Annotated in this window: 11 protein-coding genes and 1 tRNA gene; 10 read left to right on the forward strand and 2 right to left on the reverse strand. The window is 62.4% G+C overall.

The window, feature by feature from the left end; genetic code table 11:
* The first annotated feature begins 16 nt into the window (after positions 1-16).
* The 7 genes from BN3560_RS07140 (at position 17) to BN3560_RS07165 (ending at position 9703) form a co-directional block, all read left to right on the forward strand.
* Entirely contained in the window at positions 17-3112 is a 3096-nt protein-coding gene (locus BN3560_RS07140; RefSeq protein WP_096227522.1) for a helicase C-terminal domain-containing protein, read from the forward strand.
* 28 nt (positions 3113-3140) lie between these two features.
* On the forward strand, positions 3141-4532 hold the full coding sequence (locus tag BN3560_RS07145; protein ID WP_096227523.1) for a hypothetical protein: 1392 nt from the start codon (positions 3141-3143) through the stop codon (positions 4530-4532).
* Positions 4533-4595: 63 nt separating this feature from the next.
* Positions 4596-7928, forward strand: a complete 3333-nt coding sequence (locus tag BN3560_RS07150) for an aminopeptidase (RefSeq protein ID WP_227115347.1) — start codon at positions 4596-4598, stop codon at positions 7926-7928.
* Between the two features lie 144 nt (positions 7929-8072).
* The gene (locus tag BN3560_RS14475; protein WP_166521699.1) at positions 8073-8225 is read left to right on the forward strand and encodes a DUF5679 domain-containing protein; all 153 of its coding nucleotides are present in this window, start codon (positions 8073-8075) and stop codon (positions 8223-8225) included.
* 153 nt (positions 8226-8378) lie between these two features.
* Positions 8379-8453: transfer RNA gene (locus BN3560_RS07155), tRNA-Gly, on the forward strand.
* 60 nt (positions 8454-8513) lie between these two features.
* Complete coding sequence (locus BN3560_RS07160) at positions 8514-9179, forward strand: HAD family hydrolase (protein WP_096227524.1); 666 nt, start codon at positions 8514-8516, stop codon at positions 9177-9179.
* Between the two features lie 38 nt (positions 9180-9217).
* Entirely contained in the window at positions 9218-9703 is a 486-nt protein-coding gene (locus BN3560_RS07165) for a VanZ family protein (RefSeq protein WP_096227525.1), read from the forward strand.
* A gap of 18 nt (positions 9704-9721) precedes the next feature.
* Here the strand turns inward: BN3560_RS07165 and BN3560_RS07170 are convergent, their stop codons facing one another.
* Positions 9722-10036 (reverse strand): helix-turn-helix domain-containing protein, encoded by a 315-nt coding sequence (locus BN3560_RS07170; protein WP_154269947.1) that lies wholly within the window; start codon positions 10034-10036, stop codon positions 9722-9724.
* A 605-nt stretch (positions 10037-10641) separates the two neighbouring features.
* On the opposite strand from BN3560_RS07170, the gene BN3560_RS07175 reads away from it, so the two are divergent.
* The 3 genes from BN3560_RS07175 to BN3560_RS07180 are packed head-to-tail and all read left to right on the forward strand — an operon-like array spanning position 10642 to position 13892.
* Positions 10642-11742 carry an LCP family protein gene (locus tag BN3560_RS07175; protein ID WP_096227526.1) on the forward strand — a complete coding sequence of 367 codons (1101 nt, stop codon included), beginning with the start codon at positions 10642-10644 and terminating at the stop codon, positions 11740-11742.
* Positions 11717-12031 (forward strand): hypothetical protein, encoded by a 315-nt coding sequence (locus BN3560_RS14345; protein ID WP_123649808.1) that lies wholly within the window; start codon positions 11717-11719, stop codon positions 12029-12031. The genes BN3560_RS07175 and BN3560_RS14345 overlap by 26 nt, the downstream gene beginning before the upstream one ends.
* Positions 12032-12035: 4 nt before the next feature.
* Complete coding sequence (locus BN3560_RS07180) at positions 12036-13892, forward strand: GGDEF domain-containing protein (RefSeq protein ID WP_096227527.1); 1857 nt, start codon at positions 12036-12038, stop codon at positions 13890-13892.
* Between the two features lie 75 nt (positions 13893-13967).
* Here BN3560_RS07180 and galE read toward each other — a convergent pair whose 3' ends face one another.
* Positions 13968-15110, reverse strand: a complete 1143-nt coding sequence (galE, locus tag BN3560_RS07185; protein WP_096228623.1) for a UDP-glucose 4-epimerase GalE — start codon at positions 15108-15110, stop codon at positions 13968-13970.
* Positions 15111-15551 lie beyond the last annotated feature (441 nt).

Here is a 15551-nt window from a genome sequence, read left to right on the forward strand (position 1 = left end):
TGGTAGGCTGATCGTTATGGAAAAGCACAGCGAGCAGGCGCATGGTATCCTGCAAACTTTTATAAGCGATGGGACGCCTGCAGCTATCGAGGCGCGTTACGCTTCGCTGCCGGCAATCGCCGCTGAAAGCGATTATGGGGATCTTGATCGCAATATCGTGGTCCTCGACACCGAGACGACCGGTTTCTCGTTCAATCACGACGAGCTGACGCAGATCGCCGCCGCCCGCATGGAGCAGGGGAGGATCGTCGACTGGTTCATCACGTTCGTGAACCCGGGGAAGCCTATTCCGGAGGATGTCGCCTATTTGACCGATATCCACGACGAGGACGTGGCGGATGCGCCACTTCCATCCGATGCCTTGTCTGATCTGGTAAAATTCGTGGGAGATGCGAAAATAGTCGCGCATAATGCCGAGTTCGACCGCACGTTCACCACCCGCCATCCCAGTGGTTATCCGCTGCTGGAGAACACGTGGATCGATTCGCTCGACCTTGCGCGCATCGCGCTTCCGCGTTTGAAATCGCATCGCCTGCTCGACTTGGTGAAGGCCTTCGGCGCGCCGCTCTCGACGCATCGGGCCGATGCCGATGTCGAGGCCACCTGCTCCATCTTCCGCATCCTCTTGGCGGCTGTCGGAGCGATGCCCGTGCCGCTCGTGCGCGAGATAGCGCGCATGGCGACGCCCGAGCAATGGCCGACCCAGGTCGTGTTCGATTATTTCGCCGGCAAAAGAGGCGATGATGATATCATATGCGCAGGTCAAACGAAAGAATTGGGAAAACCAGAATCCGAGGCAGCACGTCAGCGCTTCTCGCTGCGCGCCCTGCGCCGTGAGCGTGTGGCGAAGTTCGACCGCAAGCCGAAGACGGATGCCGATGCCATAGCAGCCGATCCCCTCCGCGATCTGGCATTCCCTTCTGACGAGGAGATCACCACCGCCTTCGCCGCCGAAGGGTTGGTGGGAGGCCTCTATCGCAACTTCGAGCCGCGTGCCGAGCAACTGGCGATGGCCGAGGCCGTGCGCGCCGCCTTCGCCGCCTCCGAGAACCTCATGGTGGAGGCCGGTACGGGCGTGGGAAAGTCTATGGCCTATTTGGTTCCGGCAGCCTTGACGGCCCGCAAGAACAATATTGCCGTGGGTATTGCGACGAAGACCAATGCCCTGCTCGACCAGCTTGTCTACCATGAGCTGCCGGCGCTGGGCACCGCGCTTGCGGAGGCGGGTATCACCGGTGGAAACGCTCCGTGCGATAATGCTGATGCCCTTGGTGAAAGCCCTGAAGGGCTCACCTATGCCGCGCTCAAGGGATTCTCCCATTACCCGTGCCTGCGGAAGATCGACCGCTTGACCGTCGAAGGGCCCGGCACGCGCCTCGTTGCCGGCAAGGAGCAGTCGCAGGCTCCCGCGCTCGCCGCGCTGCTCTCGTACATCGAGCAGACCGAGTACGACGACATGGACGGCCTGAAGATCGATTACCGCCTGCTTCCGCGTTTCGCCATCACCACGACGAGCCACGACTGCCTGCGACGCAAGTGTCCCTATTTCGGCACGTCGTGTTTCGTTCACGGCGCCCGCCGCCGCGCCGAGAGCGCGGATATCGTGGTAACGAACCATAGCCTTCTGTTCTGCGATCTGGCTGCCGACGGGGGATTGCTGCCGCCGATCCGCTACTGGGTGGTCGACGAGGCTCACGGTGCCGAGGCCGAGGCTCGCCGCGCCTTCTCGCTGGCACTTTCGGCCGAGGATATCCTGCGCCTGACCACGCGCTTATCTGCCGACGAGGCGTCGCGCAATGTGTTCCTGCGCGCCGAGCGCCGTGTGATCGCGCCGGAGAAAGGGGAGGGCGCTGTGCTGTTCTACGCCCTCACCAGCAAGGCGCGCGCCGCCGGCAAGGTCTACGGCGAAGCCGCCCGGGAGTTCACCTCCCACTTGAAGGACCTGTTGTTCTTCGATGCGAACAAGCGCGGAAAGGCCTACGACTACGTGGAGCTTTGGCTCAACGACGACATCAGGAGCAGCGAGACGTTCTCTTACGTGGCGTCGCTCGGCCGCGTGATGGCCGATGCGGCCGAGAAGCTCGTCACCCCGTGCCAGGAACTGGTGGGATACCTGGAGGACGTCGATGGCGCCGCCGACGTGCAGCGTGAGATAGCCTCCCTCGCTATGGAATTGAAAGACCAGATCAGGGCCGTCGAGCTGATTCTCGTGCAAGCGCCGGATGGCTACGCCTACGCGGCGTCGCTCTGCCGCAAGAACGACAAGGCCACCGACAAGCTGGAGGCCCTGCTGCTCAATGTGGGCGAAGCGATGAACGAGACGCTGTACGCCCGCACCCATTCCGTGGTGTTCGCCAGCGCCACGCTGGCGGTGGACGAGAAATTCGACGCCTTCGAGGCGGCCCTGGGCTTGAACACCGGCGAACTGTCGCACTGCCGCGCTTGCAAGCTGGATTCGAGCTACGACTTCGACGCGCATATGACGGTGTACGTGGCCTCGGACATGCCCGAACCGAACGACCCTGCCTACCTGGAGCGTTTGCAGGGGTTGCTCGTGGACGTGCACCGCGCGCAGCAGGGGTCGATGCTCACGCTGTTCACGAACCGCCGCGAGATGGAACGTTGCTTCGATGTGGTGCAGCCGGCGATCAAGACCGACGACCTGCGCCTCGTGTGCCAGAAGTGGGGCGTGTCGGTCAAAGGCCTGCGGGACGATTTCCTCGCGGACGAGCACTTGTCGCTGTTCGCGCTCAAGAGCTTCTGGGAAGGATTCGACGCACCGGGCGCCACGCTCAAGGGCGTCGTCATTCCGAAGCTGCCGTTCGCGAAGCCCACGGACCCGCTCTCATGCGAGCGTGCTGCACGCGACGACCAGGCATGGAGGCGTTACGTGCTGCCTCAGGCCGTGCTGGAGACGAAGCAGGCGGCCGGCCGCCTCATCCGCAAGGCGGACGATCGCGGCGTGCTCATCCTGGCGGACACGCGCCTGGTGACGAAGGGCTACGGCAAGGCGTTCCTGAACTCGCTGCCCAGCCGCACCATCAAGGTGTGCACGTGTGCCGAGATCGTGGCGGAGCTCGCAGCGGCCGCTGACGACGAGTCGCCCGCCTGACGGGCGGCGGTTCTCGCGGAGCCGATGCATGGGCAAGCGAAACGACAAACTGGGACGGGCCGCCCACATCAAGCGACATACCGTGGGCACGTCGAACGAGATATCGTTCAGCGTGCTCGACGCCGCTAAAAACGAGCTGGAGGGGGACGTCGGGAAGGACGCCGCCGCGCGCCCTTCCCGGTTCGGTCATGTGTCTCTGTTCACCTTGCCGCTACGTCGGAAGAAGAGCATCGCCACCCCCACAAAAGAGCGCGGTCTGCTGCTCTCGAGCGGTGAATTCGCCTCGGCGGAGAACCCGACCCCTGCTTCTTCTTTGGGAACGGTAGACGTCGGCTCTCCCAAATCCGATGTTGCGGGTCCGACTACGGTGCCAACAGGAGCGCCGCGCAAGACGGCCGCTGCCGGCTCCGCGGCGCCGGCAGGATCCGCCGCACCTGCCCTGCCCGCTCCCTCGAAGGTTCGTTCTCCCGAGGAAGAGATAGCCCTCCGCAAGGCCCGGCGCCGCCTTCATCGCATGTTGGCGGCTACCCTCGTGGTAGTGGTGGGTCTGTGCCTTGCGGGCGCGGGCGGTTGGTATCTTTACCAGGATCATCAACGGCATTTGCATCAGGTGGCCCAACTCGACGAGGCGCTCGATCTCATCAGGGAGGCTGACGAGACGGTGGTGGCACTGGACGGGATCGTGGCGAATCCGCTCGATGCCGGCTCCTTGGCCCAAGCCGACAGCGTGCTCGCAAAGCTCCCCGCTGCGCTCGCACAGCTTGAGGAGGCCGATGCTGCCGCGCGCCGCGTGTCGGTTGACCTGCGCGAGTCCGAGGGCAAGGAGGCGGCGAACCAGACCGTTGCGGCCACAGGTGCGCGTACCGCGCTGATCGAGAGCGGCCGGCAGATCGTCGAGCAGGCGCAGCGGGCGGACGAGGCGGCGCGCGCCGTCAGGGAGGCATGGCAGAGGGTCGTCGAGGCCGATGCCCTCGCCCGCGATGCCGCCGCCTTGGTGGCCGATACCACCGCAGAGCATGTGACGGCCTCCAAGGATAAGACCAATGCGGCGGTCGGAGCCTTCGCAGATGCCCAGGCGGCGCTCGAAGCGCTTGACTCCGCGTATGCAGACGTCGATCTGGCGGGCCCGCTCGACTACGTGGCAAAGCGAATAGAGGCCATGGGCCACGCGCTGGCGTCCGATGACGCGTTCCTGGCAAAAAACAAGGAGGAGGCCGTCGCCCAGAACGATGCCTACAACCGTGCGGATGCCGAGGCCGCGACGCTGGCCGCAGGCCTTCCCGACGATGTGGCGCAGCTGGTTTTCGATGCCTACGATCAGGCAACCGGCACGCTTTTCGAGACGTATTCAACGGCTCGTTCACAAGCTGGAGCAGCGGATGCGTTTCTTCGTGATTATTTGGGAACCACCAGCAAATAGCGTATACTAACGGCATATATGCCTAGCAGGATGTCACAAGTTCGTGAGCGAAAGGCAAAGGGTATGCCGGAAATTCTAGACCACGTTGCATATTTGTCGCAGCAAATAGGCCCGCGTCCTGCCGGAACGGAAGAAGAGCAGCAGGCTGCGCTGTACATAACCGAGCAGATGCAGAAGGAAGCTGGCCTGTCGGCCGTCATCGAGGATTTCAGCGGTGCCGGAAGAGCCGACGCCCCCCGCGCGATCTGCTGTGGGGCCACTTTGGTCGTGGCCGTGCTGGCACTGTTCCTTTCCGTCATGGTTATCCCTGCTCTTATCGTGTCCCTGATCGCCTTGTTGCTGTTGGTTGCCGAGGTGCTCGACCGACCGGTGTTGTCAAAGACATTCGCGCGGGGGGTCAGCCAGAATGTCGTTGCGAAATACGAGCCCGGCTACACGTCCGAGGCAGGCGGCTCGCGGCGCCGCAAGATCATTCTCGTGGCTCGTTACGACAGCGGCAAGGTGCGCTCCGAGTTGAAGCAGCCCTTCCTTTCGGCGCTGCCCGTGCTCCGTTGGGTGAACCTCGGCGCCATGGCGGCCGTCCCGTTGCTGCTTGTTTTGCGGGCGACGCTCTTCCTCCATGCTGCCGGCACCACCGAGATAGTGCTCAACGTGCTCATGGCCATCGTGCTCGTACTCGTGGCGCTGCCGGTTCTTGAAGCGCTTGCACACAAGTTTGCGGCCTATAACGAGGCGGCGAACTGCAACGCCTCAGGCGTCTCCGTGCTGCTTGACGTGGCGCGTCGGGTGGGCCGCGGGCGGGTGAGCGAGGCCGAGCTGGCCGCGCGCGCCGAAGGGGCTGCCATCCATGGCGAGGAGGCTGCTCGTGCAGCCGGCCTCGTGCCCGAGGGAGTGGAGATCGTCTATGCGGCTTCCAACGTGAAACCTCCCGAGCTTGCTCCCCAAAGCGAGGCCGCCCGCCTGGCGGCCGCTAAGGCCGCCGTTGCCGCGCTCACGGGCAAGCCGGTAAGCGGACGCCTGTCCACCGACTTGGCCGAGAATCTTGTCCAGGTGAAGGAGCCCCCGCTGCCGAGTCCGACCGACGTGGACTTCCAGTCGCAGCGCGGCGAGACCCGCGAGGCGTTCACCACCATTCCTGCCGAGACGGTGCAGGCGGCGCTTGCGAACGCAGAGGCTGCTGCTTTGAACGGGGCCGAAGCAGCCGCAGCAGCTGCCGCGGGTATCCCGACATCCTTCCCGCCTGCTCCCGCACCGGCTGCCGAGCCCGTTTCCAGCGACGGGGTGCCTGATTGGTTCAAGAAAGCTCAGGAGAAGGCTAAGAAACCCGTCGACAACAAGCAGGTGCACCGCTCACGCTATGCCGATGCCCTTGATGCTGCCCTCGGTGACAACGCGGAAGGTCCCGCCGAGGAACCTCCGACGCCGCCGTCCGACATGGAGGTGCGCCTGCAGAGTATGCGCGAAGGCATCATGGAGGTCAAAGCGCCGCAAGCAAATCGCTCGGATGAATCTCCGGCGGGCGGGCAAACGGAAACCTTCGCGAACACCGTCGCCGTCGCGATGGACGGCGCCGCTCCCGAAACGGTTCCTGCGCAGGCTTCGGCGACCATGCCGGAGGTGCGCTTCAAATCTCATGATGGTGCGGATGCCCCTGATACGGGTGCTACGTGCGCTATGCCGCCCATCGATGTGAGCGAGCTGCGCCTTGGCGACGTGCCGCCCATGGGAGATGTGCCCATGCCCTCGTTCCTCGATCCGGCGAAGGCTCAGGCCGAGAAGCTCGAGGAGCGCGGCGAGGTGAACCGCACCGCGAATCGCGTCGACGTGACCGCCGCGCCAATCGGCGACAGCGGCCGTATCGAGCTCCAGTCGGCGCAGGGCGCCCCTTCGGTGCAGCCTGCTGGTGCACCCGTACCTGTGTCCCCTGAAGGCGGCGAAGCTGCTCCTGCTTCGCAACGTCGTCCCATCGTCCTGCCCGACATTGGCGTGGCGGCTGCCAACTTAACGCCCATCACCGAGCTGCCCAAGCAGCGTGCCCCGCTCGCCGAGGCCGAGACGTCCGGCAAGAGTGCGGCCAAGAGCCTTCTCACCATGCTGCCGTCCATCGAGCCCGTATCGGATACCGCCATCCCTGCAGTCGGCGATGCTCCTGCGGTGCCGGCTCCCCAGCGACCCGACCTGCGCGCAGCGCTTCCCTCGTTGTCCGGTGCCATCGCGCGACCCGACGAGGCTGCCGTCAGCACAGCCGGCGCATTCGTCCCGGCCGGCGCCACCGGGGCGTTCGCCCCGGTAGGCGATGAGTTGCTCGAGAACGTCGATCCCGACGACATCTACGTGGATGATGCCGACGATTCCGCCTATGAGGGCGAGTATACCGAAACGGGTGCCTTCGCAGGTACCGGTTACGTGGAAATGCCGAAGTCGCGCGCGCATCGCTTCCTCGACAAGCTGCGTTTCCGCAAGCGCAAGGAAGAAGAGGAGCCCACGCCTCAAGAATGGCTCGAAGTAGACGAAACGTTCGATGCCCGTACCGCCGGCGCAGCGCGCGGCGGTTGGGAGAGTTTCCGCGAAGAGCAAAGTGCCGCCCCGGACTACTACGAGGAGACGTACGAGGACGATGCCTACGTCGACGACGGGGAAGAGGACTCTTACCTGGCTCCCTTGGTGGGGAAGAGCCCCGAGGACACGTTCGCGGGCGTCACGAGCGCCTCTCCCGCCGCTGGTTTTGCCGATGACGATTTCTCGCTCGACGATGTGGACGAGTACGAGGATGACGCGTTCCGCTCCGATGCCGGTCGACGCTGGAACGGCGGTGGATTCTCGCGCCTGCGCATGGGCCGTGCCAACGACGTGACGCCCGAGGAGCTGAACCCCGAGGACGACCTGCGGGCCGCCCATCCGGACGACCCGGCGACACCTCCCGAACTCAAGGAGATATACCAGTTCCGCAACCCCGACATCAATACCGAGGTGTGGTTCGTCGCGTTGGGCTCCGAGCTGGCGCAGCACGGCGGCATGCATGCGTTCCTCGCCGAGCACAACCAGGATCTGCGTGGTTCCATCATCATCGATATCGACGCGTTGGGTGCGGGCGAGCTCTGCATGATCGAGCGCGAAGGAATGTATCGCAAGGCCAAGGCCTCCTCCCGCATGAAGCGCTACACGAAGAAGGCATCGCAGGCCACCGGCCTGTCAATTGGCGCCGCGTCTATCATGTGGGAGGACAGTGCGGCTTCAATTGCAATCAAGCAGGGCTTCCAAGCTATGCACCTCGCCGGCATGGATGGTGCGAAACCGGCGTTCTTCGCGCAAGGGGACGATGTTCTCGAGAACATCGACGAGGAGACGTTGAACAACAATGCGGAATTCGTTATGGAGTTGTTGAAGAATATATAAAGGCGGCCGGCATCCCCGGTGCGCCTGCATCGCGGTACCGTATAATGGCGGCCGTGTGTTGCTCGTAAGATTTCTTGAATCTCGCGCGTTCTCACGCGGGCGCTGCGCCCGATTCAACAAAGAACAGAAAGGTGTTTGGAAGCCATGGCTATTGAAGCGTATTGCGTGAAGTGCAAGGCCAAGAAGATCATGCAGGACCCCGTCGAGAGCACGACGAAGAACGGCAAGCCCATCACGAAGGGCAAATGCCCCGACTGCGGTACCACCATCTGCCGTATCGGCGCCGCGAAGAAGTAGCTCCGGCTCATCCAAATCCTTGGACGTACCACGGCCCCCGCGCTTCTGCTCGGGGGCCGTGGTGTAGCCTGACCGGCCCGCGTCCATGGATGTTTCACGTGAAACATTTTCCGTCTGCGTGCTGCTAGTATTTGCGCTATAATCTGTCATCATGCGGGTGTCGCCAAGTGGTAAGGCCCAAGCTTCCCAAGCTTGTATTCGCGGGTTCGAGTCCCGTCACCCGCTCCATCGATACCACGGTCCAAGCTTCGGCTTGGATTTTTCGTTTAAAGGCGAAAGGATGCGCTCATGATAGACGCAACGACGCCCCGGTTCAACACCTTCGTGTTCGACCTCGACGGCACACTGCTCGACACGCTACCCGACCTCGTGGTCCTCACGAATGCCGTGTTGCGCGAGTGCGGCTTTCCCGAGCGCACGTCCGCCGAGATCCTTAGCTATGTGGGCAACGGCGTGAAGGCGCTCATGTACCAGGCCGTTCCCCAGGATGCCGATGAGGAGGCTGTCGAGGCAGCCATGAGCCGTTGGAAAGAACTCTACCCGCAGTACGGGTATCGCCTGACCAAGGCCTATGCGGGCATTCCAGAGACGGTTGCCGAGCTCAAGCGCCGAGGCGCGCGGCTCGGCGTGCTGTCGAACAAGTTCGACGCGGGCGTCCAGGATGTCGTCGGGGCCTATCTGCCCGGCCTGTTCGCCGTGGCGCGCGGCGAGAGCGCCGATACCCCTCGCAAACCTGATCCGACAGGACTTCTGCGTACCATCGAGGAGCTGGGGTCGACGCCCGAGCGCACCGCCTACGTGGGCGACTCGACGGGCGATATAGCCGTGTCTCGCAACGCTGGCACCTATGCTGTGGCCGTCACGTGGGGTTATCACGGTGCTGAACGCCTTCGCGCGGCGTCGGCCGACCTGGTGATCGACGACCCGCGAGCGCTGCTCGACCTTTTGGGATAGCCGCCCACTGTCTCGGACTGTTTGGGAGGACTGCCGCTATGGTTAGAAAATCGACGGCGTTTGTCGTGGCGAGCTGGGTGCTCGTGGTGCTCTGCGCCGGCTTCATCTTCTTCATGTCGTCTAATACGGATACCGGTTTGAACGACGATCTGGGATTGTTCTCGCTCGTCTTCCAGGATCTGAAAGCTCTGCAGGCGCAGCTGCTCGGACCCGGGGTGGACGTGGTCTCGTCGACTGCCCACTTCTGCGAGTATGCGGTTTTCGGGGCGTTGCTGGCGAATGCCCTGCGCTGCCATATGCCCCTGCGCCGTGCTTGCCTCGTGGCGGTGGCCTGCGCCAGCCTGTACGGCGTGTCCGACGAGTTTCATCAACTGTTCGTGCCGGGGCGCATGTGCGATCCGATGGATTGGCTCGTAGACACCGCCGGTGCTGCGCTGGGATCGGGGTTGGCCTACCTCCAGCTTAGGAGGAGGCGGCGGGAAGGCGAAGAACGCTTGGGCAAGGAGCCGTTGCCGAAGAGGTGATAGCCGGAGAGGGAATGGTCAGCCAAGGCGCGCGTGGCGTTTTGGCATACTCTGCGTTGGCGGTTCGCCCGGATTGGTGAGCAGTTCTTGCGGTGTGGTTTCCAGAGCATCGGCCAAGCGGAGGATGACGGACAGGCGCGGGTCGGCTGTGCCGTTCTCTATGCGGTTGAGGAAGGGGCGTCCCACGCCCACCATGAGAGCGAACTTCTGCTTTGTGATCTTTGCTTGCTTGCGAAGGCGCGTGACATTGCGCCCGAGGATGACGGAAGTCTCGCTTCTGTTGTCCAAGGCTGCATGCTGTGAGCTCGCGGTCTGTCCGACGTTGTTCGCCATGTGGGAAAGCCTAGCCGCTCTCGCGCCTGGTACCGTAACCGCTGGAATACGATTTGGGGAATTATTGGAAAAGCGGGCATGGCTTGATCCGCTGTGTATCGTTTGTCCCTATAGCATGCCATTTTTATGGCGTTTCGCCCATCGATGATAGAATGTAAAGGTATATTGTGCGGTTTGCGCATACGACCTCGAACGATAGGGTTGAATCGTGAAGGGGCCGGTGCCGGAGGGAAAGCGGTGCCGCGCATGCCCGCCGGCTCTGCGTTTCGCCTGCAAGCGGTTGAGCCAAGGCTGTTGAGGAGAAGTACATGGCGTCACGAAACTCTCGCACCAACCGACCGGCTGCCCGCTCCTCGCGTGCACCGCAGTCAGCACGTGCTGTGCGCTCGGCGAAGGCGGCCCAGTCGGGCCGTATCGCCTCTCGTGGAACCGCCGAGCAGTTTTCTCGCAATCGCGGTGCGCAGCAGGCCAGCTCCTCTGCCTACCGTTCAGCCTACACGCCCGGAAGCCAGGGGCGCAGCGCCAACACCGCCTATTCCCGCCAGTCAGCCGCTAGCCAGTACTCTCGCAACAATCCCCAGTACTCCCGTAACGCGAACCGTCGCATGAGCCGCGGCAAGAAGGTGGCCATCGGCATTTTGGCTGCCGTTCTCGTAGCTGTCGTGGGTTGCGGCACCGCATTCGCCCTGTACGTCAACTCCATCAACAACGAGCTGGTCGGCGATATGACTTCCGAGGAGATGCAGGCCATCCAAGACGTGCTTGCTCCGAAGAAGAGCTTCGACGAGCCGTTCTACATGATGCTCGTGGGCTCGGACGAGCGTACCGGAAGCGACGAGGCCGGCGCGCGTTCCGACACGAACATTGTCGTGTACGTCGATCCCACGAGAAACCAAGCCAGCATCGTGTCCATTCCGCGCGACACCATGATCGACATCGACAACGTGGGTATCTCGAAGTTCAATGCCGCCTACAACTACGGTGGCGTGTCGTCCACCATCCGCGAGGCCAGCCAGCTGCTCGGGGTGGATATCTCCCACTATGCTGAGGTGAACTTCGAGAACATGGTGCAATTGGTCGACGCGGTGGGTGGCGTTGACGTGGAGGTGACGGAGCGCATCGACGACACGGATGCCGACAACACCACGGACAACCCGTATGGCCAGCGCATCATCATCGAGGAGGGCCTGCAGCATCTCAACGGCGAGCAGGCACTCGTGTTCGCGCGCAGCCGCGCCTTCGTCGACGGGGACTTCACGCGGACGGCCAATCAGCGCAAGCTCATCATGGCTCTGGTGAACAAGGTGCTCGACATGCCCGTCACCGATCTTCCCGGCGTTATTCAGGGTGCGGCGAAGTGCGTGACTACGGACTTGTCCGTTACCGATATCATCTCGCTGGCCGAGCAGTTCAAGGGCAAGGGAGACCTGACGGTGTACTCGGCCATGGCACCCACCGTGTTCATGGATCAGATGGTGGACGGCCAGTCGTTCGTGCTGAACGATCCCACTGCTACGAAGCAGATGATGGAGACGATAGAGGAGGGGGGCGACCCGAGCAACATCGTGGGCGTCAGCGGCTTGGGTCCCAGGGGCTATACCAGCGGGTCAGGATCGTCGGGCTACTCCAGCGCCAGCTCTACAGGTACGGGCAGCTCGGGATATTACGATGAGGAGTCGTATGACGATTACGATCCGTCCTACTAGCCGTGCTGCAACTCGGCTTCCTCGCAAAGCGGGCCGGATGGCGAATAGGGTGACGGTGGCTATTCCGCTTCCCCTGTCGACGCGGGATACGCTGCGCGGCACGAACGCCGATATCGTGCAGCCAAACCTTCTTCAACGCCCGTTTCCCCATAAGAGAAGCGGGCGCTTTCGTGTAACGGAACGCAAGCACTTGCGCGTCAACCTTGTTTTTTGCCCTGGCCGAGAACATGCTATCGAATTCGGGAATGCCCTCGAACACGTGCGCTCGCGTGAAAGCAAGGAATTCTGACCTGATGGCCGAGCCAACCGAAACCAAGCACGAAAATCGGCCGCGCCGCTGGCGTCGGCTTGGGTCGCCGCGCACGTTCGCCGTCCTCGCCGCGTCCATCCTCATCGTGGGCGCTATCATCTACGGCGTGTTCATCGCATACTCGGTCTCGTTGGGCGAGGAGTTCAACAAGATGTCGGCCGAAGGTATGAACGATTTCACCACGGCGCAGAAAATCGAGTCCGAATCGTCCATCGACGAGATTCGCAATACCGTGCTCACCATTCGGACGTTGGCAGAATCAACCGATATCGACCCTGAAGGCGAGGTGTTCACCGATTTTCTTAACTCATGGAACGAACGCGCGACTTTCGGTGTGACCTACGTATCCATCGCCTCGCTCGAAGAGGGCGTTGTCGAGTCGAATCGGAAAGAGAGCGACCTCGAGATCTTGAGAAGGCTCAAGGCCGGCGAGAGCGTCGTGTCGGACGTGCGCAAGTCTCATCGGCTTAACGGATTCTTTTACAGCATAGCCGAACCGGTGGTAAAGGAGGGCGTGGTCGTCGGCGTGCTTCGCAGTATCGTCGACGCTCATAGTCTCATCGATACGACCCAGATCAAATCGTCGGTTACGCTGCTGGGTTCCGTGCTCATGAAAGGCGATGGCACCATTATCGTCGACTCCGAGAAGTCGGAGCTCTACGACGGGTTGAACCTGTACGAGGTGTTGCGCAACCAAGGGTATGCGGACGCTATCGTGAGCAAGATGCAGGAGAACGTGGAGAACGATAGCGATGTGGCCACCCTTGCTATTGGCAAGCGCGATGGCAAGACGACTTTCTTCACTTCCGTACGTCTCAATGAGAACGATTGGACTATCGTGAACTTTACCGAGGAGAATACGATAGCCGAGCATTCCCAGGTCATCCTGCACGACACGGTAGTGGCGGGAACGGTTCTCGTCATCATCAGCACCATAGCCTGTGTCGCGGTTGCCCTGGTCATAGGACGCTTCCGTCGTCGCGCGCTCCGCGGGGCCGAACGCTATGCCGTGCTTGCGGAGTTCTCGGATACGGTATTGTTCGAGTACTCGTACGGCGATGACGTTTTGGAATTGACCCCGAACGCGCGCAGCGTGTTCTCACTCGACAGCCTACGACGCGAACACTATTTGGAGCGCGGAATCCCGCTCGTCGATTTCCACGAAGAGGACGTTTCGCTGGTTGAGGAGATTCTCGAGCACCCCGCACCGTCGGGCGAGGCTCGGCGGGCTACCGTGCGCGCATGCACGCTGACCGGCGAGTACCGCTGGTTTTCCATCAAGTGCCGCTACCTGTACGAAGGGCAGGAGCCCTACGCCGCAGTGGGGAAGATGGTCGACATAACGCAGCAGCGCGCCTTGGAGGAGCAGTTGGTACGCCGATCGCAGATAGACGGTTTGACGAAGGCGCTCAACAAGGTAACGGCCGAAGAGAAGATAACCGCATCGCTTGCCGCGCATGATCGCGGCCTGCTGTTCATGATAGACGTCGATGACTTCAAACAGATCAACGATCGCAACGGGCACCGTGTGGGCGACCAGGTGCTTGCCGCCATCGCCCGCGCTCTGTTCGACGTGTTCCGTTGCGACGATCCGGTTGGGCGTATCGGCGGGGACGAGTTCGTGGCGTTCGTGCGCGATGTCGACGAAGCCGATGTGGTCGACGCCAAACGGCATGCGTTGCGCGATCATGCCGAAGCCATTACGAGGGACTTGGGTGTATCGGTTTCCCTGAGCATCGGGGTGGCGCGCTATCCGCACGACGGTACGAACTATCAGGAGTTGTTCGATGCTGCCGATCATGCGATGTACCGAGAGAAGCAGGAGCGCGACGATAAATAAGCAACAGCCCCCGGTTCGAAGTCGAACCGGGGGCTGTTGGCAAAGAGGGCCGAATTCGCTGTACCGACCAGGCTGCTAAGCTATAGGTGCGGCCGTGGAGTAGCCGTTCGGATTCTGCGACTGCCAGCGCCAGCTGTCGGCGCACATGCGATCGAGGTCGTACTCGGCGATCCAGCCCAGCTCGTCGCGGGCCTTGTCGCAGGCGGCGTAGTTCTCGGCGATGTCGCCTGCGCGCCGCGGCTTCACCTCGTAGGGCAGCTCCTTGCCGCAGGCGCGCTCGAACGCGTGCACGACGTCGAGCACGCTCGAGCCCGTGCCGGTACCCAGGTTGAAGATGCCCACGCCGCGCCGGGTTCCGTCGTCGGCCGGCTCGCCGGCGATGGTGCCGAGCGTGTTGGCCGCACCGGTGCCCACCTTGCCGCCCATCCAGTCGAGGGCCGCTACATGGCCGCGCGCGAGGTCGACCACGTGGATATAGTCGCGCACGCCCGTGCCGTCCGGGGTGGGATAGTCGTCGCCGAACACGCCAACGCACGCCAACTTGCCCACGGCAACCTGCGCCACGTAGGGCAGCAAATTGTTCGGGATTCCCTTCGGATCCTCGCCGATGAGCCCGCTTTCATGCGCTCCGATGGGGTTGAAGTAGCGCAGCAGCACGACGTTCCACTCGCTGTCTCCTACATACAGGTCGGTGAGCACCTGCTCCAGCATGCTCTTCGTCTGGCCGTAGGGGTTCGTGGCATCGTGTTTCGGGCAGTTCTCGGTGATGGGGATGAACTCGGGCTCGCCGTACACCGTGGCGCTCGACGAGAACACGAGGTTCTTGCATCCATGATCGCGCGCCGCCTCGCACAGCACGAGGGTGCCCGCCACGTTGTTCCAGTAGTATTCAAGCGGCTTCTGCACGCTCTCGCCCACGGCCTTGAAGCCGGCGAAGTGGATGATGGCGTCGATGTCGTTCTCGGTGAAAACGCGGTCGAGCGCCTCACGGTCGAGGATGCTGGCCTCGTAGAACGCCAGACGGTCGTCGTCGATGCCGGTGATGGTGCGGACGCGGTCGAGCGCAACCTCGCTCGAGTTGCTCAGGTCGTCCAGGACGACCACGCGGTACCCCCGGTTCAGCAGCTCGACGCACGTATGGCTGCCGATGAATCCGGCACCTCCCGTGACCAGCACGCAGGTATCCGAGGGTCCCTTAGCAAGGCTTTTGTTCGCCATGGTCTTCTCGCTTTCGTTTCCGGCGGCCGCCGCGCCGCGCACGAACTTTTCTCTTACGGCTATTGTACCGGCGATGGCGTACCGCTGGATGATTTCGTCGAAAGCAACATGAGTGGCGAAGAGAAGCCCGGGGGTGGCTCCCCGGCGATCGGTAATTTATACAAAGATAAAGATATTCTTGACAAAGTATAATAACGTGGATAATATAGTTGGCGAGCAAGAGAAAAACTCCTCCACTCTTCTCTCTCCACTCGTCCAGATCGAGGCCGCTCCCCCCGCAGCCTCGATCTGCATTATCGTTCTTGCGCACGAGCAGATCCCCTCTTGGCTTGCACGTTGTCCTTGGCCCATCATCCTACCGGTGTTCCATCATTGGATTGCCCTTCAACCCATTTCGACCTGCTTAACCCCTGATTGGGGCACATTCTCCGGGCGGTGTTT

The organism is Gordonibacter urolithinfaciens (assembly GCF_900199375.1).
Taxonomy (GTDB): domain Bacteria; phylum Actinomycetota; class Coriobacteriia; order Coriobacteriales; family Eggerthellaceae; genus Gordonibacter; species Gordonibacter urolithinfaciens.